Below are 21,458 nucleotides of genomic sequence, written 5' to 3' on the forward strand. Positions count from 1 at the left end.
ACCCGCGCCCCGCCCGATGAGCAGATGCGCGAGGCGGTTCGCCCGCGCGTCGAGCTCCGCGTACGTCAGCGTCACGTCGCCGCTGGTCACGGCGGGCGCGTCCGGGGTACGGGCGACCTGGGCCTCGATCATCCGCGGCACGAGCAGGTCGGGCAGGGGGCGGGCGGTGTCGTTCCAGCCGTAGAGCAGCAGCTCGCGCTCGGCGGCACCGAGGATGTCGAGATCCTCGATCCGGCGGTCGGCGTCCGCGACCACGGCCTTCAGGACGGTGACGAACCGCTCCGCCATCGCCTCCACCGTCGCCCGGTCGAACAGGTCCGTGGCGAACTCGACGAGGGCGTCGAGGCCGGCGGGCGCGCCGTCGGCGGTGAGTCGCTCGTTGAGGCCGAAGGACAAGTCGAAGCGGGCCACGCCGCCGCTGCCCGGCTCGGCGCCGATGGTCAGATCCGGCAGCTCCAGGGTGGGCTGCGCGGTGTTCTGCAGGGCGAGGACGATCTGGAACAGGGGGTGGCGGCCGAGGGAGCGGGGCGGGTTCAGGGCCTCGACGAGTCGCTCGAACGGCACGTCCTGGTGGGCGTACGCGGTGAGGTCGGTCTCCCGGACCCGGGCGAGGAGGTCGCGGAAGGACGGGTTCCCGGAGGTGTCCGTGCGGAGCACGAGCTCGTTGATGAAGAAGCCGACCAGCTCTTCCACGGCGTCGTCGGTGCGGCCCGCGACCGGGGTGCCGATCGGGATGTCCGTCCCCGCGCCGAGGCGGCTCAGCAGGCTCGCCAGGGCCGCCTGGAGGACCATGAACAGGCTGGTGCCGGACTCCCGCGCGAGGCTCAGGAGCTGCCGGTGCAGGGCGGCGTCCAGCTCGAAGCGGATCCGCTCGCCCCGGTGCGAGGAGGCGTCGGGGCGCGGGCGGTCGGTCGGCAGGGGCAGCTCGTCGGGCAGGCCGGCGAGGGTCCGCGTCCAGTGGGCCAGCTGGCGGGCGACCTCGCTGTCGGGGTCGGACTCGTCGCCGAGCACCTCGCGCTGCCACAGCGCGTAGTCCGCGTACTGGACCGGCAGCGGCGCCCACTCCGGCGCCCCGCCCTCGGTACGCGCGGTGTAGGCGTCGCCCAGGTCGCGGGCGAGCGGTCGCATGGACCAGGCGTCGCCGGCGATGTGGTGCAGCACCAGCACGAGGACGTGCTCGTCCGGGCCGACGGTGAGCAGGGTGGCCCTCAGCGGGGTCTCCTCGACCAGGTCGAAACCATGGCGGACGGTCACGGCGACCTGCGCGGCGACCTCGTCCTCCGTGACCTCGGCGGTCCCCAGGATCCGGCCCGCGACGGTTTCGGCGTCGAGCACGACCTGCGTGGGCACGCCGCCGGGTGCGGGGAAGACCGTCCGCAGGGACTCGTGGCGGGTCACCACGTCGGCCAGCGCGGTCTCCAGCGCGACGGCGTCCAGCGGGCCGTGCAGGCGCAGGCCCAGGGAGATGTTGTAGAGCGGGCTGTCGGTGTCCAGCTGGTTGATGAACCACAGGCGGCGCTGCGCGTAGGAGAGCGGGATCTCGGCCGGACGCGGCTGCGGGACGAGGGCGGTGCGCGCGGCCGCCGCGCCGCCGTCGAGGTGACGGGCCAGGGCGGCGACGGTGGGGGTCTCGAACAGTGCGCGGACGGGGAGTTCGACGCCGAGGACCGTGCGGATGCGGGAGACGAGCCGGGTCGCGAGGAGCGAGTGGCCGCCGAGGTCGAAGAAGCTGTCGTCGATCCCGACCCGGGACAGTCCCAGGATCTCCGCGAACAGACCGCAGAGGATGTCCTCCTGCGCCGAACGCGCCTCACGACGGACCGCACCGGAGGCGGACGGAGCGGGCAGAGCCTTGCGGTCGGTCTTGCCGTTCGGGGTCAGCGGGACCGCGTCCAGGACGACCACGGCTGAGGGGACCATGTACTCCGGCAGCAGCCCGGCCACCGCACGACGGACCGACTCCGCCTCCAGCACCGATCCCTCGGCGGGAACCACATAACCGACGAGACGACGGTCGTTCGGCGTGTCCTCACGGACCATCGCGACAGCACGGGCGACGCCCTCCACCGTCGACAGGGCCGACTCGACCTCACCCAGCTCGATCCGGTAACCCCGCACCTTCACCTGGTCATCGACACGGCCGACGAACTCCAGCACACCCGCATCCGACCAACGCACCAGATCACCGGTCCGGTACATCCGGGCACCCGGCTCACCGAACGGATCGGAGACGAACCGCTCCGAGGTCAGACCCGGACGACCCAGATAACCACGGGCCACACCCTCACCCGCGACGTACAACTCACCGGCCACACCCGGAGCGACGAGACGCAGCCGGCCGTCGAGGACATAGACCCGCGTGTTGGCGATCGGCACACCGATCGGCGTACGACCATCACCCGTCAACACCGCGCTGGTCGACCAGATCGTCGTCTCCGTCGGACCGTACATGTTCCACACCGACACACCGGCCCGCGCCAGCACACCCGCCAGGGCCCCGTCCACGGCCTCGCCACCGACCAGGATCCTCAGATCCCGCGCGGCCTCCGGGTCCGTCTCCATCAGGGCACGCCACAGGCTCGGCGTCGCCTGCATCACCGACACGTCCTCGGAACGCACCAGCTGTCCCAGCTGCGCCGGGTCGCGGACGACGTCACGATCCGCGATGACGACGACGGCGCCGGAGACCAGCGGCAGGAAGACCTCCAGAAGGGAGATGTCGAAGCCGAACGTCGTGACCGCCAGCCACCTCTCCCCCTCCGACAGCCCGACCTGCGAGCCCATCGACCACAGGAAGTTCCGCAGCGAGCCATGCGGCACCACCACACCCTTCGGGCGGCCCGTCGAACCCGACGTGTACAGCACGTACGCCGCGTCCTCCCCCGACACCGCACACTCCACCACCAGTTCGGCAGCGGGCTCGACGGAATCGAGGAGCACCAGCGGCACTGTCGTCTCGGAGGGAAGACGGTCCGCGGTGTCGCGGGTGGAGAGGATGACCGCGGGCCGGGCGTCGGAGAGGATGTACGCGATGCGGTCGGCCGGAAAGTCCAGATCCAGCGGCAGGAACGCCCCACCCGCAAGACCCACACCCAGCATCGCCACCACCGCGTCCACCGAACGCGGCACCGCCAACGCCACCACCGCACCACGACCCACACCCACACGCACAAGCTCATTCGCCACACCCACCGCACGGGACCACAACTCCCCATACGACAGACGCACCCCACCACACACCACCGCCAGAGCCCCCGGCACCCGCCCCGCACACTCCGCGAACCACACCGGCACCACATCCACCGGCACCACCGCACCCGTCCCGTTCACACCACCCACCAGCCACTCACGCTCCACGGCGTCCAGGACGTCGATCGCGCCGACGGGCCGGTCCGTGTCCATGACCGCGGCACGCAGGACGCGCTCCAGGCGGCGCAGGATCCGTTCGGCCGACGCGTGGTCCAAGAGGTCGGGGCGGTAGTCGAGGCGCACCTGCACGCCGGCGGCCGTGCGGGAGACGACGAGGGTGAGGGGGTAGTGGGTGGCGTCACGGCCCTTGGCGCCGACGAGGCGCAGCCCGGAGTCGAGCCGGGTGCCCTCGGCGGCCGGGTCCACGGGGTAGTTCTCGACGAGGACGGTGGTGTCGAAGAGTTCGCCGACGCCGGCGAGTGCCTGGATCTCGGCGAGGCCGAGGTGCTGGTGCGGGCCGAGGTCGGCCTGTTCGTTCTGGACGCGGGTGAGGGCCTTCGACCACGGTTCGTCGTGGTCGAGGGCGACGCGCACCGGGACGGTGTTGATGAAGAGGCCGACCATGGACTCGACACCGGGCACCTCGGCCGGGCGGCCGGCGACGGTGGTGCCGAAGACGACGTCGTCGCGGCCGGTGAGGCGGCCCAGGACGACGGCCCAAGCGAGCTGGACGACGGTGTTCAGGGTGACCGCGCCGGAGGCGGCGAGTTCCGCGATGCCGTCGCCGAGGTCGGCGGGGAGCAGGGACTCGACGCGCTCCGGCATGCGGGCCTCGCGGCCGGCGTCGGCGGGGGCCAGGCGGGTGGCCTCCTCGACGCCGTCGAGGGTGCGCCGCCAGACCTGCTCGGTCTCCGAGCGGTCCTGGGCGGCCAGCCACCGGAGGTAGTTCTTGTACGGGGTGACGGGGGGCAGGGCCTGCTCGCCCTGCTCGTACACGGTGAACAGTTCGCGCAGCAGGACCGGCATGGACCAGCCGTCGAGCAGGATGTGGTGGTTGGTGACGACCAGCCGGTGCAGGTTCTCCTCGCGGCGGATCAGGAGGCAGCGGATCAGCGGCGGCGCGGCCAGGTCGAAGCGCTCGGCGCGGTCCCGGTCGGCGAGGCGGACGAGTTCGGCCTCCCTCTCCTCCGCCGGCAGCCGGGTGAGGTCGGCCTCGCGCCAGGGCAGGTCGACCTCGCGGAGGAGGAACTGCACCGGCTTCCCGGAGTGTACGGAGCGGAATCCGGCGCGCAGGTTGGCATGGCGGCGGAGCAGGGCGGCCATCGCGTCCTTGAGGCGGTTCGCGTCGAGCGGTCCCTCCAGGTCGACGGCGAGCTGGACGGCGTAGACGTCGGGGCCCTCGCCGTCGTCGAGCAGGGAGTGGAACAGGAGGCCTTCCTGCAGGGGGGACAGGGGCAGGACGCCCTCGAGTCCGGACGGCTTGCGGGCCGGTCGGCTGGTGTGCGTCACGTCAGATCCTCCAGGTCGGCCAGGTCGGCCTCGAGCTCGTCGATCTCGTCCTGGTCCAGGTCTGCCAGGGAGAGGTCGGATGTCGTCAGACTGCGGGGGGCGCCGCCGGCGGCGGCGGCGTGTGCGGTGCTGTACCGCGTGAGGGCGTCCAGGGCCTCGAACCAGAGGCCGGTGAGTGACTCGACGTCGGCCTCGTCGAAGAGTCCGCCGGGCCAGGTCCAGGTGACGGTCAGTTCGGGTCCGGAGGGGCGGTCGTGGGTGACCGCGTTGACCTCCAGGCTGTGGGCGAACGGCAGGTCCGGGTCGGTCGGGGCGATGCGTACGTCCTCGGGTGCGGCGCCCCAGTCGGCGGTGCCGGCGGAGTGGTCGGTGCGGACGCGGCCCAGGTAGTTGAAGCCGATCTGCGGTTCGGCGCCGCCCGCGAGGAGCTCGGCGGTGCGCGGGTTGAGGTGGCGGAGCAGGCCGTATCCGGCGCCCTTGGCGGGCACCGCGCGGATCTGGCCGCTCACCCGGCGCAGGGCTGCTCCGGCTGCGGGGGCTCCGCCGCGGACTTCGTGCCATCGGACGCCGGGGTCGAGGCGCAGCGGGTGCATGGTGGTGAACCAGCCGACGGTGCGGGAGAGTTCGGCGCCGTCGTCGTCGCCGCGGCCGTGGCCCTCGACGTCGAGGAGCACGGGTCCGGCGCCGGGCGCGCCGCGCCTGCGGCCGCGCCGCCATTCGGCGAGGGCGAGGGCGAGGGCGGTGAGCAGGATCTCGTCGGGGCTGGTCCCGGTCGCCGTGGGCACCGTGGTGAGCAGGGGCTCGGTGCGGTCGGCGGGGAGGGTGCGGGAGCGGCGGCGGGTGGTGGCGTGGGTGTCGACGGCGGGGTCGAGGGGGCGGCCGGCGAGCGGCGGGTCGGCTTCCGCGGTCATCCGCTCCCACAGCGGGAGTTCGGCCTCGGCGGTGCCGGTGACGGCGCGGTCGGCGAGGTGGCGGGCCCAGGTGCGGAAGGAGGTGCGGGCGGCGGCGACCCGGGTGCCGCGGCCGGCTTCGGCTTCGGTCCAGCAGGTCATGAGTTCGGGGACGAGGACGCGCCAGGAGACGCCGTCGACGACGAGGTGGTGGGCGAGGATCAGGAGGCGTCCCGCGCGGTCGGGCCCGGCGTCGAACCAGACGGCGCGGAACATGTCGCCGCGGTCGGGGTCGAGGGCCCGGCGGGCCGTCTCGGCGTGGTCGGTGAGGACGGGGGCGAGGGCGTCGTCGGGGACGTCGGTGATGTCGATCCGGGTGACGCGGTCGGCGGCGTCGGTCTTGCCGGCGGGCGGGACTTCCAGGGTCCACGGGCCGGTCGCGGTCCGGTCGAGGCGGGCGCGGAGCAGGTCGTGTCCGTCGAGGACGGCCTGGGCGGCGGCGATCAGGGCCGGTTCGCCGAGGCCCGCGGGGGTGCGGAGCAGGACGGACTGGTTGAAGCCCTCGACGGGGCCGCCGAGGCCGCGCAGCCACTCCATGATCGGGGTGGCGGGCACGGTGCCGGTGCCGTCGTCGGGGGTGTGCGGGGTGTCGGTGCCTTGGGCGGTCGCGGCGAGGGCGAGGGCCTCGACGGTCTGGTGCTGGAAGATGTCGCGAGGGGTGAGGACGAGTCCGGCCTCGCGGGCCCGGCTGACGAGCTGGATCGAGACGATGCTGTCGCCGCCCATGGCGAAGAAGTTGTCGTCCACGGCGACCCGGGGGACGCCGAGCAGGTCGGCGAAGAGGCCGCAGAGGAGCTGCTCGCGCTCGTTGCGCGGGGCACGGTCGCCGCCGCCCTCGTACCGGGGTGCGGGCAGGGCCCGGCGGTCCAGCTTTCCGGTGCGGGTGAGGGGCAGTTCGGCGAGTTCGACGAACGCGGCGGGCGTCATGTAGTCGGGCAGCAGGGCCGCGACATGGGCGCGGAGCGCGTCGGGGTCGATCGCCCGGCCGGTGGCCGGGACGGCGTAGGCGACCAGGCGCTTGTCGCCGGGGCGGTCCTCGCGGACCACGACGACGGTCTGGGCGACGGCCGGGTGGGCGGCGACGGCGGCCTCGACCTCTCCGAGCTCGATGCGGAAGCCGCGGACCTTGACCTGGGCGTCGGCGCGGCCGGCGAACTCCAGGGCGCCGTCGGCCCGCCAGCGGACTCGGTCTCCGGTGCGGTACATGCGTGACCCGGGCGGTCCGTACGGGTCTGCGGTGAAGCGTTCGGCGGTGAGGCCGGGTCGGCCGGCGTAGCCGCGGGCCAGGCCCTCCCCGGCGACGTACAGTTCGCCGGTGACGCCGTCGGGGACGGGCCGCAGGGCCGTGTCGAGGACGTAGACGCGGGTGTTGTCGAGCGGGCGGCCGATGGGGAAGGCGTTGCGGGCGACGTCCTCGTCGGTGAGGGCGTGGTGGACGACGCACAGGGTGGTCTCGGTGGGGCCGTAGCTGTTGGTGAGCCGGGCGCCGGTGGTCTGCTCCAGGACCTTGCGGACGGCGGTCGCCGACGCGGTGTCGCCGCCCACGTAGATGTCGCGCAGGTCGCGGAAGGCGTCCGCGTGGTTCTCGGCGAGGAGCCGGAAGACGCCCTCGCTGAACAGGCCGACGGTGACGCGGTGCCGGGTCATGGTGGCGGCCAGGGCGGCGATGTCGGTGGCGTCCCCGTCGGTCGCGACGATCCGGGCGCCGTTGAGGAGGGGGCCCCACAGTTCGTAGGTGGAGGCGTCGAAGGACGGCGGGGAGTGCATGAGCACCCGGTCGTCGGTGCCGTGGCCCCAGTAGCGGTCGCGGGCGAGCCCGGCGACGTTGCGGTGGGTGACGGCGACGCCCTTGGGCTCACCGGTGGAGCCGGAGGTGTACATGACGTACGCGAGCCGGTCCGGGTGGATCGCGGGGAGGCCGGCGCGGGGCGCGCCGGCCGGCGGGAGCCCTTCGTCGAGGAGCAGGACCGGCGCGGAGCCGTCCGGGACGCGGCCGGCGGTGGCCGTCTCGGCGAGGACGAGGACGGTCGCGGTGCCGTCGAGGATCCGCCGGGTGCGGGCCTCGGGGCTGCGTGCGTCGAGCGGTACGTACACGCCGCCGGCCTTGGCGACGGCGAGGGTCGCCACGACGTGGGCGGCCCGGTCGGTGAGGAGCAGCGCGATCCGGTCCTCGGGGCGGACGCCCCGGCCGAGCAGGGTGTGGGCGAGCCGGTCGGAGCGCGCGTCGAGTTCGGCGTAGGTGAGGGCGAGGTCGCCTCGGACGAGGGCGATGGCCTCCGGGGTGCGGGCGGCCTGGCGGTGGAACAGTTCGGGCAGCGACGCCTCGGGCCGCGGGTGGTCGGTGTCGTTGCGGACGACGAGGAGGTCGTGGAGTTCCGCGTCGTCGAGGACCGCGAGGCCGCTGATCGGCAGCTCGGGGGTGTGTGCGGCGGCGGTGAGGAGCCGCTGGAGCCGGGTGGCGAGGGTCTCCGCGGTGGAGCGGTCGAACAGGTCGAGGGCGTACTCGATCCGGCCGAGGATGCCGTCGGCGGCGCCGTCGGCGGTGTGCCGCTCCCAGAGGCTGACGGACAGGTCGAACTTGGCGACCGGGGCGTCGGCGCCCTCGACCTCGACCCGCAGGCCGGGCAGGTCGATCTCGGCCCGGGCGGTGTTGTGGAGGATCAGCATGATCTGGAAGAGCGGGTGGCGGGCCAGCGACCGCACCGGGTTCAGCTCCTCCACCAGCCGCTCGAAGGGCAGGTCCTGGTGGGTGTACGCGGCGAGGTCGGTCTCGCGGACCCGGGCGAGCAGGTCGCGGAAGGTCGGGTCGCCGGCGGTGTCGGTGCGCAGGACCAGGGTGTTGACGAAGAAGCCGACGAGTTCGTCGAGGGCGTCGTCGGTGCGTCCGGCGATGGGGGTGCCGATGGGGATGTCGCCGCCGGCGCCGAGCCGGGTCAGCAGGGCGGCGAGGCCGGCCTGGAGGACCATGAAGAGGCTGACGCCGTGGGCGCGGGCGAGCGCGGCGAGCGCGGCGTGCGTCTCGGCGTCGAGCTCCAGCGGCACGTTGTCGCCGCGGTAGGTGGCCACGTCCGGCCGGGGCCGGTCGGTGGGCAGGTCGAGCTCCTCGGGGAGGCCGTCGAGGGCGTCCCTCCAGTGGTGGAGCTGGCGGGTGAGCTGGCTGTCGGGGTCGGTCTCGTCGCCCATGACGCTGCGCTGCCACAGGGTGTAGTCGGCGTACTGGACGGGCAGCGGCTCCCACGCGGGCGCGGCGCCGCGGGTCCGGGCGGTGTAGGCCCGGGACAGGTCGGCGAGCAGCGGGGTGAGGGACCAGCCGTCGCTGGCGATGTGGTGGGTGACGAGGACGAGCACGCCGTCGCCGTCGGCGTCGGCGGTGAGCAGGCGGGCCCGCAGCGGCGGCTGGACGGTCAGGTCGAAGCCGCCGAGGACGGTGTCGGTGATCGCCTGCTCCAGCTCGGCGGCCGGGACGGTGTGTTCGTCGAGGACGGCGGCGCCCTCGACGGGTCCGAGGACGTGCTGGCGGGGGACGCCGTCGGTCTCGGGGAAGACGGTGCGCAGGCTCTCGTGGCGGTCGGTGACGTCGCGGAGGGCGGCGCGCAGGGCGGCCCGGTCGGGCGTGCCGGTGAGGCGGAGCACGAGGGGCACGTTGTAGGTGGCGTTGGGGCCTTCGAGCCGGTTGAGGAACCACAGCCGGGTCTGGGCGAAGGAGAGCGGGACGCGGTCGCCTCGGTCGGCGGGGACGAGCGCGGGGCGCGTCTCGCCGGGGGCGGTGAGCCGGGTGGCGACGCCGGCGACGGTGGGGGCGTCGAAGAGCGCCTTGACGCCGACACGGACGCCGAGGGTGGAGGCGATCCTGCTGAGCAGGCGCATGGCGAGCAGGGAGTGGCCGCCGAGCGCGAAGAAGTCGTCGTCGACGCCGACGCGTGCGACACCGAGGACGTCGGCGAAGAGGCCGGCGAGGATCTCCTCCTCCGGGGTGCGCGGGGCGCGGGTCACCGGTCCGCCGGCGGACTCGGGGGCGGGCAGCGCGGCCCGGTCCACCTTGCCGTTGGCGGTGAGCGGGAGCGCGTCGAGGACGACGACGGCGGCGGGCGTCATGTACGCGGGGAGCACCTCGGCGACGTGGGCGCGGACGCGGTCGGGCACGAGCCGCTCGCCGGGGGCGGGGACGACGTAGGCGGTGAGCCGCTTGTCGTCCGGCTGGTCCTCGCGGACCAGCGGGAGGGCCTGGCGGACGCCGGGGGCGGACAGCAGGGCGGCCTCGACCTCGCCGAGTTCGATCCGGAAGCCGCGGACCTTGACCTGGTGGTCCGCCCGCCCGACGTACTCCAGGACGCCCGCGGAGTTCCAGCGGACCCGGTCGCCGGTGCGGTACATGCGGGCGCCGGAGGGTCCGTAGGGGTCGGCGACGAACCGTTCGGCGGTGCCGGCGGGGCGGCCGAGGTAGCCGCGGGCCAGGCCGGTCCCGGCGATGTAGAGGTCGCCGGTGACGCCGTCGGGTACGGGGAGCAGGGCCGCGTCGAGGACGTAGGCGCGGGTGTTCCACATGGGGCGGCCGAGCGGGACCGGTCCGGCCGCGAGCGGGGCGCCGGCCGGGACGCGGTGGTCGAGGACGCCGACGGTGGTCTCGGTGGGGCCGTAGTGGTTGACGACGGCGACCTGCGGGTGCCGGGCGCGCCAGGCGGCGAGCTGTTCGGCGTGCAGGGCCTCGCCGCCGGTCATCAGCTCGGCGGTCGGGGAGAGTTCGTCGGGCAGGGTGTCGAGGAGGGGCAGGTGGCTGGGCGTGGCCTTGAGGAAGGTCAGGCCGCCGGGGACGTCGAGGGTCTCGTCGAGGTCGCCGACGTGGAGGCAGCCGCCGGCGAGGAGGGTGCCGTAGAGCGTGGTGAGGCCGAGGTCGAAGGAGAGCGGCGAGTGGAGCAGGGTGCGTCCGCTCAGGCCGGGGTACTCGGCGGCGCAGCGCACCACGTAGTCCACCAGGGACCGCTGCTCGACGACGACGCCCTTGGGCGTGCCGGTGGAGCCGGAGGTGTAGACGACGTACGCGGCGTCGTGGGGGGTGAGGGGCGCGGTGCGGTCGGACGCGGCCGGTGCGTCGGTGCGGGCGCGGTCGAGCGCGTCGGCGGTGTCGGGGGCGTCCAGGACGAGGACGCGGGCACCGGCGGCTGCCAGGTGCGGGGCGGCGTCCAGGGTGGCGGCGGTGGTGAGCACGAGGGCGGGCCGGGCGTCGGCGAGGAGCCGGGTGACGCGCTCGCCGGGGTGTTCGGGGTCGAGCGGCAGGTAGGCGGCGCCGGCCTTGCCGACGGCGAGCATGGCCGCGACGGCGTCGGCGGAGCGGGGCAGGGCGAGGGCGACCAGGGTGTCCTGGCCGACGCCGTCCGCGAGGAGCAGGTGGGCGAGGCGGTTGGCACGGGCGTCGAGCCCGGCGTAGCTGAGCCGTTCGTCGCCGCAGACGACGGCGGGGGCGTCCGGGGTGCGGGCGGCCTGTGCCTCGAAGAGCTGCGGGAGGGTGGTGTCGGGGGTGTCGTGGACGGTGGCGTTGCGGGTGACGAGCAGGTCGTGCCGTTCGCTGCCGTCCATGACGGCGAGCCGGGCGAGCGGGCGGTGCGGGTCGTCGAGGGCGGATTCGAGGACCCGGACGAAGCGGCCGGCGAGGGCCTCGACGGTGGGCCGGTCGAACAGGTCGGCGGAGTAGCCGGCGGCGGCCTCGACACCCTGCGGTTCACCGTGCTCGTCGTACCGTTCGGCGACGGAGAGGAGCAGGTCGAACTTGGCCATGTCGGGGTCGATCGGGGCGACTTCGGCACGCAGGCCCGGGAAGTCGACCTCGGGGCGGTCCAGGTTCTGCAGCACGAGTTTGATCTGGAACAGCGGGTGGCGGTTGAGCGAGCGGCGCGGGTTGAGCGCCTCCACGAGCCGTTCGAACGGCAGGTCCTGGTGGGCGAAGGCGGCGATGTCCGCGGCGCGGACGCGTTCCAGGAGTTCGGCGAAGGTGGGGTCGCCGGAGGTGTCGGTGCGCAGCACGAGGGAGTTGACGAAGAAGCCGACCACGTCGTCGAGGGCCTCGTCGCCCCGGCCGACGACCGAGCCGCCTATCGGGATGTCGGTGCCGGCGCCGAGGCGGGTGAGGAGGGCGGCGAGCGTGGCGTGCAGCACCATGAAGGGGGTCACGCCGTGGGCGCGGGCGAGGCCGAGCAGGGCGCGGTGGGTCTCGGGGCCGAGCTGGAAGGGCACGAGGCCGCCGCGGTGGCTGGGCAGCGCGGGCCGGGGCCGGTCCGTCGGGAGCGCGAGCTCCTCGGGGAGGCCGGCGAGGGCGTCCTTCCAGTAGGCGGTCTGGGCGGAGAGGACGCTGTCCGGGTCGCTCTCGTCGCCGAGCCGCTCACGCTGCCACAGGGTGTGGTCGGCGTACTGGACGGGCAGCGGGGTCCAGTCGGGCAGGCGGCCTCCGAGGGCGGCGGCGTAGGCGACGCTGAGGTCGCGGGCGAGCGGGGCGGTGGACCAGCCGTCGCCGGCGATGTGGTGGACGACGAGGACGAGGACGTGGGTCTCGGGTCCGATCTCGATGAGCCGGGCGCGGAACGGTGCCTCGCGGGTGATGTCGAAGCCGCGGCCGACGGCTTCGGCGACGAGCGCGTCGGCGTCGGGGCCGGCGGCGGTGACGACGTCGAGGACGGGGCGCGCCCGCTCGGGGTCCAGGACGAGTTGGCGGGGGACGCCGTCGGTCTCGGGGAAGACGGTCCGCAGGCTCTCGTGGCGGGTGGCGACGTCGGCGAGGGCGCGGCGCAGGGCGTCGTGGTCGAGCGGACCGGAGAGCCGCAGCAGCAGGGGGATGTTGTAGGTGCCGTCGGCGGGGTCCATCCGGTTGAGGAACCACAGGCCCCGCTGGGCGTAGGACAGCGGGAGCCGGTCGGGGCGTTCGCGGCGGGCGAGGCCGCCGCGGGCCGGTCCCGCGACGGCGAGCCGGGCGGCGAGACCTGCGACGGTCGGCGTCTCGAAGATCGCCGCCACCTCCAGGTCCGTGTCCAGGGCGGTGCGGATCCGGGCCACGAGGCGGGTGGCGAGGAGGGAGTGGCCGCCGAGGGCGAAGAAGTCGTCGTCCAGGCCGACCCGGTCGAGGCCGAGCATGTCGGCGAAGACGCCGCACAGGATCTCCTCCTGCGGGGTGCGCGGGGCGCGCCGTTCGGCCGTGGTGAAGTCGGGGGCCGGCAGGGCCTTGCGGTCGGTCTTGCCGTTCGGGGTGAGCGGCATGGCGGGCAGGGCGACGAGGACGGCGGGGACGAGGTGTTCGGGCAGGGCGGCGGCGAGGGCCTCGCGCAGGGCGCGGACGTCGTCGTCGCCGACGACGTAGCCGACGAGGTGGCGGTGTCCGCCCGGTCCGGGGACGACCGCGGCGGCGGCGTCGGTGACGCCGGGCAGGGCCCGCAGGTGGGCCTCGACCTCGCCGAGTTCGATGCGCTGGCCGCGGATCTTGACCTGGGCGTCGCGCCGGCCGATGAACTCCAGCTGCCCGTCGGGGCGGTGGCGAACGAGGTCGCCGGTGCGGTACATGAGGCCGCCGTCGGCGGCGAACGGGTCGGGGACGAACGCGGCGGCGGTGCGCTCGGGGTCGCCGAGGTAGCCGAGGCCGACCCCCACGCCGGCCACGTACAGGTCGCCGGCGGTGCCGGGCGGGACGAGCTGCCGCTCGTCGCTGAGGACGTAGAGGGTGGTGTTGCGGACGGCATGGCCGATGGGGGCGGTGATGCGCCGCTCGTCGAGGGTGTCGGGGGTGAGGACGGCGTGGGTGACGTCGTCGGAGCACTCGGTGGGTCCGTACGCGTTCATCATCGGGATGCCGGGGAAGCGGGCGAACCAGCGGCGGCACAGGTCGGCGGGGAGTTCCTCGCCGGTGACGACGAGCCAGCGCAGGGCGGGCAGGGCGGGGACCTCGGCGCCCTCGTCCCAGGTGTCCAGGGCCGCGCGCAGCAGGGAGGGGACGACTTCCAGGACGGTGACCCCGTCGTGGCCGACGAGGCGGAACAGCCCCAGCGGGTCGGCGGCGAGGAGCCGGCCGACCGCCAGGACGCGGCCGCCGGTGAGCAGCGGGGCGATCATCTGCCAGACGGAGACGTCGAAGGTGAGGGGGGCGTTCTGCACGACGGTGTCGGCGCCGGTGAGGGTGAGGTCGTCGACCTTGGCGAGCAGGTGGTTGTTCATGCCGCGGTGGTGGACCATCGCGCCCTTGGGGCGGCCGGTGGAGCCGGAGGTGAAGATGACGTACGCGAGCTGGTCGCCGGCCGGGGCGGTGGGGTCGGCGGCCGGGGCGGGGCCGGCCGGTTCGTCGACCGCGAGGGCCTGCGTCCCGGTTCCGGCGGTGACGGCGGCGCCGGTCTCCTCGTGGCCGGGGCCGGTGAGCAGCCAGGCGGGGGAGGCGTCGGCGAGCAGGGAGGCGTTCCGTTCGTGCGGCGCGCGGGTGTCCAGGGGGAGGTAGGCGGCGGACGCGGCCTGGATGCCGAGGAAGGCGGTGATCGCGGCGGCGCCGCGGTCGGCGAGGACGGCGACGACGGTGTCCCGGCGGGCGCCGCGGGCGCGCAGCCGGGCGGCGAGCCGGTCGACGCGGTCCATGAGCGCGGCGTAGGTGACGTCGCCGTGGTCGTCGGTGACGGCGACGGCCTCGGGGTGCTCGGCGGCGACGGCGCGGACGCGGCCCACGACGTCGGTCATGGTCTCGGGCGCGGCGGTGTCGTTCCAGGCGACGAGGAGGCGGTGGGTCTCCTCGTCGGAGAGGAGCGGGGCGCTGCCGATGCGGGTGTCGGGGGCGGCCGTGGCGGCTTCGGCGAGCCGGGCGAGGCGGGCCAGGACCGCTTCGGCGGTGGTGCGGTCGAAGAGGTCGGTGCGGAACTCCAGGGCGAGGAACAGGCCGGCCTCGTCGCCGTCGGGGCCGCGGTGCTCGCGGACGTTGAACGACAGGTCGAACTTGGCGGTGCCGGTGGGCACGTCGACCAGGCCGAGGGCGAGCCCGTCGACGGCGGGCTGGGACCGTTCCGAGCTGTCCATGGAGATCATGACCTGGAACAGCGGGTGGTGGGAGGTGGAGCGGGCCGGGTTGAGCACCTCGACCAGCCGCTCGAAGGGGAGCTCCTGGTGGGCGTAGGCGTCCAGGTTGCTCGTGCGGACGCGGGCGAGGAGTTCGGCGAAGGTGGGGTCGCCGGAGGTGTCGGTGCGCAGCACGAGGGTGTTGGTGAAGAAGCCGACGAGGTCGTCGAGGCTGTCCTCGGGGCGGCCGGTGACGGGCGTGCCGAGGGCGATGTCGGTGCCGGCTCCGAGCCGGGTCAGCAGGGTGGCGACGAGGGTCTGGACGACCATGAAGGTGCTGGTGCCGGTGGCGCGGGCGAGCGCGGCGAGGCGGCGGTGGGCGGCCGCGTCGAGGTCGAGGGCGACCAGGTCGGCGGGGGCTGCCGAACCGGCGCCGCGGGGGTGGTCGGCGGGCAGGTCGAGGTGGTCGGGCAGGCCGTCGAGCTGTCGCTTCCAGAAGGCGATCTGGCGGGCGGCGGAGCTGTCGGGATCGCTCTCGTCGCCGAGGGCGCGTCGCTGCCAGGCCGCGTAGTCGGCGTACTGGACGGCGAGCGGGGCCCGGGCGGGGACGCGACCGGCGCGGCGGGCCGTGTAGGCGTCGGTGAGGTCGCCGAGCAGCGGGGCGAGGGAACCCGCGTCGGCGGCGATGTGGTGGAGCAGGAGCAGCAGGACGTGCCGGTCGGGGGCGAGGGCGAACAGGGTGGCCCGTAGCGGGGGTTCGCCGGCGAGGGCGAAGCGGTGGGCTACTGCGGCGGACAGCTCGGCGTCCAGGGTGTCGTCGCTCGCCGTGCGGACGGTGAGCGGGGGCGCGTCGCCGGCGGGCAGGATGTGCTGGGCGGCGACGCCGTCGGTCTCGCGGTAGACGGTGCGCAGGATCTCGTGGCGGTCGGTGAGGTCGCCGAGCGCGGCGCCGAGGGCGGTGCGGTCGAGCGTGCCGTCGAGGGTGAGCACGAGCGGGATGTTGTACGCGGCGCTGGGACCTTCGAGCTGGTCGAGGAACCACAGGCGCTGCTGGGCGTAGGAGAGGGCGAGGTCGCCGTCGCGGGGCGCGGGGGTGAGCGCGGGGCGCCCGGAGGTCGCTCCTTCGAGGCGGACGGCGAGCCGGCGGACGGTGGGCTCGGCGAAGAGGGCCTCGACGCCGCAGTCCCGGCCGAGTTCGGCCGAGATCCGGCGGGCGAGGCGGGCGGCCATGAGGGAGTGGCCGCCCAGGGCGAAGAAGTCGTCGTCGGCGAGGACGGCGTCCTGGCCGAGGGCGTCGGCGAACAGGGCGGCGAGGGCGTGTTCGAGCGGGGTGCTCGGCTCCCTGCCCGCGCCGGTGGCGGCCGGGCCCGGCTCGGGCAGGGCCCTGTGGTCGACCTTGCCGTTGGGCGTGACGGGGATGGCGTCGACGACGGTGACGGTCGCGGGGACGAGGTAGCCGGGCAGGACCTCGGCGAGCGCGTCGCGGACGGCGGCCGGGTCGGGTCCGGCCGCCGTGCCGGCTGCGGGGACGACGTATCCGGCGAGCGCGGGGGTGCCGTCGGCGGACCGGCGTACGGTCACGGCGGCCTGGGCCACGGAGGGCAGGCGCAGCAGGGCGGCCTCGGCCTCGCCGGGCTCGACGCGGTAGCCGCGGATCTTGGTCTGCTCGTCGGCGCGTCCGACGAACTCCAGTGATCCGTCGAGAAGTTGGCGGACGAGGTCGCCGGTGCGGTACATGCGCTCGCCGGGCAGGCCGAAGGGGTGGGCGACGAACCGCTCGGCGGTGAGCGCGGAGCGGCCGAGGTATCCGCGGGCGAGGCTGGGGCCGGCGACGTACAGCTCGCCGGTGACGCCGGGCGGCACGGGCAGCAGGGCGCTGTCGAGGACGTAGACGCGGGTCTCGGCGATGGGGTCGCCGATGGGGGGCGTGCGGGAGCCGTCGAGGGCCTCGCTCATGGTGGCGCAGACGGTGGTCTCGGTGGGGCCGTAGCCGTTGACGAAGAGCCGGCCGGGCGCCCAGCGGGAGACCAGTTCCTCGCCGGCGGCCTCGCCGGCGATGAGGATGGTCATGCCCGGGGGCAGGTCGGCGGCGGGGTCCATGACGGCCAGCGACGACGGCGGCAGGATCGCGTGGGTGATCCCGGCCTCGCGGGCGAACGCGGCCAGCGGGTCGCCGGGCAGCAGCCGCTCGGCGGGGGCGAGGACGAAGGTCGCTCCGGCGAGCAGGCCCATGCACAGCTCGGGCACCATCGCGTCGAAGCCCATGGAGGCGAACTGGAGGACTCGGCTGCCCGGACGGACGTCGAGCCGCCGGACGAAGGTGTCGGCGAGACCCGGCAGTCCGGCGTGGGTGACCACGACGCCCTTGGGGCGGCCGGTGGAGCCGGAGGTGTAGATGACGTACGCGGCGTGCGCGGCGGTCAGCGGGGCGGTGCGGTCCTCGTCGGCGAGGTCGGCGCCGGAGAGCGTCGCCAGCTCGGCGGTGACTGCGGGGTCGTCGAGGGCGAGCGGGGTGCGCCCGGCGGCCTCGGCGACGGCGGCGGTGGAGGCGTCGACGAGCACGCGGACGGGGGCCGCGTCGCCGAGGATGTGCGCGACGCGGGCCTCGGGGTAGCCCGGGTCCACGGGGACGTACGCGGCTCCGGCCTTGACGACGGCGAGGATCGCGACGACGAACTCGGCGGAGCGCGGCAGCAGCAGGGCGACCCGGTCCTCGGGTCCGACGCCGCGGGCGGCGAGCAGCCGGGCGAGCCGGTTGGCGCGCCGGTTCAGCTCGGCGTAGTCGAGGACGGTGTCCTGGAACGCGAGGGCCGGCGCGTCGGGGGAGGCGAGGACCTGGCGCTCGAACAGGGCGGCGAGCGTGGGGCCGTCGGTGGGGGGCCCGACCGCGGCGGGGCGGGCGAGGGCCGCGTCCCGCTCCTCCTCGCCGAGCAGTCCGATCCGGCCGAGGGGCGTCCCCGGCTCGTCGAGCGCACGGGCGATCCGGCCGACGAACCGCAGGTAGCGGTCCTGGTGGGCGGCGAGCTCGGCGGGGGCGTACAGCTCCGGGTGGGCGTCGAAGTCGACGCGGATGCCGCCGCCGTCGCGGCGGTCGTACACGGAGACGGCGAGGTCCTCGATGAGCCGAAGCGACATGTTGTGGGCGTCGGCGCGCAGACCCGCGAAGCTGAGGTCGTAGTCGAACGGGACGACGTTGAGCAGCGGGCCGAAGAAGCGGCGGTGGTCGTTGGGCAGGCCGAGGTCGCGGCGCAGCTCCTCGCCGCGGTAGCGCTGGTGGGCGACGAGGCCGCGCAGCGCGACCCGGGTGCGCTCCAGGAGTTCGCCGACGGTGGTGGCGTCGTCGACGGCGACCCGCAGCGGGACGACGTTGGCCGCCATGCCGGGAGCGGTGCGCGACTCGGGCCCGGGGCGGGCGGTGACCGGCAGGCCGAGCACGATGTCGGTCAGGCCGGTCATGCGGTGCATGTAGGCGACGGTGGCGGCGATGACGACGCGGGAACGGGCGGTGCCGGCCTGCTCCGCCGCGCGGACCAGATCCTCGCGGACGTCCTCGGGCAGCTCGGCGCTGCGCCGGACGAAGTCGGCGGACGGCTTCAGCGGGCGGGTGGAGAGGGCGACCGGCTCGGGCTGGTCGGCGTACCGGCCGCGCCAGAACTCCCGGTCGTCGGCGAGGTCACCCGACGCGCGGTACGCGGCGTCCTCGGCGAGCAGGGTGCGGACCGAGCCGAAGGGGGTGGGGCCGGCATCGGCTCCCGTGGCGAGCGCGGTGTAGACGTCGGCGACACGACGGACCAGGAGGGCGGCTCCGACGCCGTCGAGCAGGATGTGGTGGTAGGCGTGGTACCAGAACCAGCGGTCCTCGGCGGCCTTGAACAGGGCGTAGGTGAACAGCGGTGAGCCGGTCAGGTCGATGCGGCGGCGCAGGTCGCGGCCCATCCACTCCTCGGCGGCGCGACGGGGGTCGGCCTCGCCGGAGACGTCGACGGTCCGCAGGGTCCAGGCGGGCTCGGAGCCGATGACCTGGCGGGGGCCTTCGTCGGTGTCGACGAACCGGATGTGCAGGGCGTCCGCCTCGGCGGTCATACGGCGCAGCGCCCGCTCGAAGAGCGCGGTGTCCAGCGTGCCGTGGATCTCCAGGTACTCCGCCGCGCGGAAGATCGGGCTGTCGGGTTCGACGGCCTGCGCGAACCACACCCCTGCCTGAGCCCCGGTCAGCGGAAGCCGCTGCTCGCCGTCGGCAAAAGACTGAGACCGGTCCATGATTCCTCGCCATCCACCTATCAGGTGCGCGACAGGCGACTCCTGGCACACCGCAAGAACAATCAGGTCAGTGGTTTCTCGCAGACGTGGTCTGCACACTGCGCTGAACGGTAGTGCGCGCACCGCCGACCCCTCTGGACAGCGCCTATACGCCAAGCTGCCTCTTTTCGGGGGAGCTTGGGTGTGCGAGAAAGAGCCTGTTGAGGTCTATCCGCCATCAGGAGATCCGTATGTCCATTGCCTTTCCGGTGAGTCCGGAATTCACCGGTGTCGCCGCCCGTGAGACACGCGACCGCGTCCTGGCGCGGGTGGAGCGACGTATTCATGAATTCCTCGCCGAGGAGCGCCGTTCCTGGGCGGCGCTCAACGAGGACTCGGCCGAGCTGATCGACTGCGTGACCCGCATGGTCGGCAGCGGTGGCAAGCGTCTGCGCCCGGCGTTCTGCGTCGCGGGCTATCTCGCCGGCGGCGGCGACCCGGAGGAGCAGGTCATCGTCGACGTGGCCGCCGCCCTGGAGCTGCTGCACACCTTCGCCCTGCTCCACGACGACGTCATGGACGACTCGGGGCTGCGCCGCAACGAGCCGACCGCGCACGTCGTGCACTCGACGCTGCACACCGAGCGGGACTGGCGCGGCGAGCCGCGCCGGTACGGCGAGAGCGTCGCCGTCCTCGCCGGCGACCTCGCGCTGGTGTACGCGGAGCGGCTCCTCGCCGACTGCCCCCCGCACGCCCGCCGGATCTGGGGCGAGCTGTGCACGGAGCTGATGATCGGCCAGTTCCTGGACGTGCGGGCCGCGGCCCGTTTCGTGCCGGACCCCGAACTGTCCAGCTGGATCGCGCTGTTCAAGTCCGGGCGCTACACCGTCTACCGTCCGCTGGCCATGGGGGCGCAGCTCGCCGGCGCGTCGGAGCTGCAGCCCGCGTTCGAGCGGTACGGTCTCGCGCTCGGCGAGGCGTTCCAGCTCCGGGACGACCTGCTCGACGCGTTCGGCAGCTCCGACGTGACCGGCAAGCCCGCCCAGCTCGACTTCAAGCAGCACAAGATGACGCTGCTGATGTCGATCGCGCTGCGCCACGAGGAGGAGGTGCGGGAGCTGGTCGGCGACGACCTCGCCGGCGTCGCCCCCGAGCGGCTGCACGAGGTGCTCGTCCGGACCGGGGTGCGCGACCGGGTGGAGGCGGTGATCGGGGAGCGGATCGAGACCGCGCGGGCCGCGGTGCGCGGAACGCTGGAACCGGACTGGGCCGCCGCGCTCCACACCATGGCGAGGCAGGCCGCCTACCGTGACAAGTGACCTGAGCCTGCCGGCCCCGGCCGCTCCGGGCCGGGCCGCCCAGGGCGCGTCCACCGACCGCGTGTCCGTGGACGGCGCGTCCGCCGACGGGGCCGCGTCCGGTCGTCGGCGTCCCGCCGCCTCCGGGCGGCTCGCCTCCGAACGGGTGGTCGCGGACTGGGATTTCGCCGTGCCGCCGGGCACGCCGGGATCGTTCTGGGACGCGGTCGACCCCGTCGAGGGGCTCGACGTCTTCGCCGGGGCGCTGGCCCGCGGCGCCGGACCGGTCCCCGGCCCCGGGGCGGTCCGGCTGCGGGTGCGGGCGGTGGACGCGTACCGCCCGCCGCCCGGGGAGCCGCCGCCCGCGCGGGGAGGGCCCTGGGCCGCGTACGGCGAGAGCGGGGACGAGCGGTGGATCCACTGGCCGGCCCGGGAGTCTTCGGGCACGGCCGGTCTGCTGACGGCCTCGCCCGACCCCGGCCGCGGGACGGCCGGCGAAGCACAGGCCGCCGGCGCCCCGCCCGTCGCCGGCCGTGCGCCGGGCGCGCTCGTGGAGGTGTCCGCGAGCCACGAGGCGTTCCGGCGCAAGCTGGCGCGGATGGCGTTGATCGCCCCGCTGATGCTGAGCGGCGGGATGGCACTGATCCACGGCGTGGCCGTCACCCGGGACGACGGGTTCACCGTGCTGCTCGCCGGGGCGTCCGGGTCGGGCAAGTCCACCCTCGGGCTCGCGGCTTTCGCCCACGGCTGGCGGGTCGTCGCGGAGGACCTGGTGTTCGTGACGGCGGACCGCGCCGTCGTCCCGCTGTTCCTGAGCGGCGCGTGGGAGTGCCGGGCGCACCCGGACGACCGGGCCCTCATCGAGCGGGTCACCGGGACGCCGGTCGAGGGGCACGCCTCGGAGCTGCCCGCGGACCACCGCGGGCGGGAATACCTGTTTCCGGTGCGCCCCGGGGGCGGGCCCCTGCCCGCGCGGCCGCTGCCGGTGGACCTGGTGGTCTTCGTGGACCGGGACGGCGAGGCACCGGCGTCCTCCGGGGGACGCGCCGGGCAGGTCCTGGGCGCGGGGCCGCGCAGCACCCTGGGCGCGGTGGCGAAACTGCTGCGGCTCGACTTCTCCCCGGTCGTCCGGGAGACGGAGGAGACGCTGCGCCGTGTCGTCGAGGGGCTGCCGTCGCGGCGGTTCGCGGCCTCCGGCCGGATCGCGGACGACGTGCCGGCGTTCCTGGCCGCCCTCGACCGGTGGGCGTCCTGACGGCCCCTC

The 21,458-nt window shown here is 74.7% G+C and carries 4 protein-coding genes (1 of these 4 running past the window's edge); 2 read left to right on the forward strand and 2 right to left on the reverse strand.

The window, feature by feature from the left end:
- Window positions 1-4,698 carry the 5' portion of a non-ribosomal peptide synthase/polyketide synthase gene (locus ACF09E_RS02405; protein WP_392203455.1) on the reverse strand. It extends 13,485 nt beyond the left edge of the window, so only the first 4,698 of its 18,183 coding nucleotides appear in the window; the start codon lies at window positions 4,696-4,698; its stop codon lies beyond the left edge, outside the window.
- Window positions 4,695-18,917: an amino acid adenylation domain-containing protein gene (locus ACF09E_RS02410; RefSeq protein ID WP_392203456.1), complete on the reverse strand. Its 14,223-nt coding sequence runs from the start codon at window positions 18,915-18,917 to the stop codon at window positions 4,695-4,697. The genes ACF09E_RS02405 and ACF09E_RS02410 overlap by 4 nt, the downstream gene beginning before the upstream one ends.
- Before the next feature lie 230 nt (window positions 18,918-19,147).
- On the opposite strand from ACF09E_RS02410, the gene ACF09E_RS02415 reads away from it, so the two are divergent.
- Both ACF09E_RS02415 and ACF09E_RS02420 read left to right on the forward strand, forming a co-directional pair.
- Entirely contained in the window at window positions 19,148-20,215 is a 1,068-nt protein-coding gene (locus ACF09E_RS02415; RefSeq protein WP_392203457.1) for a polyprenyl synthetase family protein, read from the forward strand.
- Complete coding sequence (locus ACF09E_RS02420; RefSeq protein ID WP_392203458.1) at window positions 20,205-21,449, forward strand: hypothetical protein; 1,245 nt, start codon at window positions 20,205-20,207, stop codon at window positions 21,447-21,449. The genes ACF09E_RS02415 and ACF09E_RS02420 overlap by 11 nt, the downstream gene beginning before the upstream one ends.
- Window positions 21,450-21,458: the final 9 nt, after the last annotated feature.

The sequence above is a fragment of the Streptomyces sp. NPDC014891 genome, from assembly GCF_043081085.1.
Classification (GTDB): Bacteria; Actinomycetota; Actinomycetes; order Streptomycetales; family Streptomycetaceae; genus Streptomyces.

Coding starts and splice junctions, on each gene's coding strand:
- ACF09E_RS02410 (WP_392203456.1), bottom strand. CDS start 18,917: ATGGACCGGTCTCAGTCTTTTGCCGACGGCGAGCAGCGGCTTCCGCTG.
- ACF09E_RS02415 (WP_392203457.1), top strand. CDS start 19,148: ATGTCCATTGCCTTTCCGGTGAGTCCGGAATTCACCGGTGTCGCCGCC.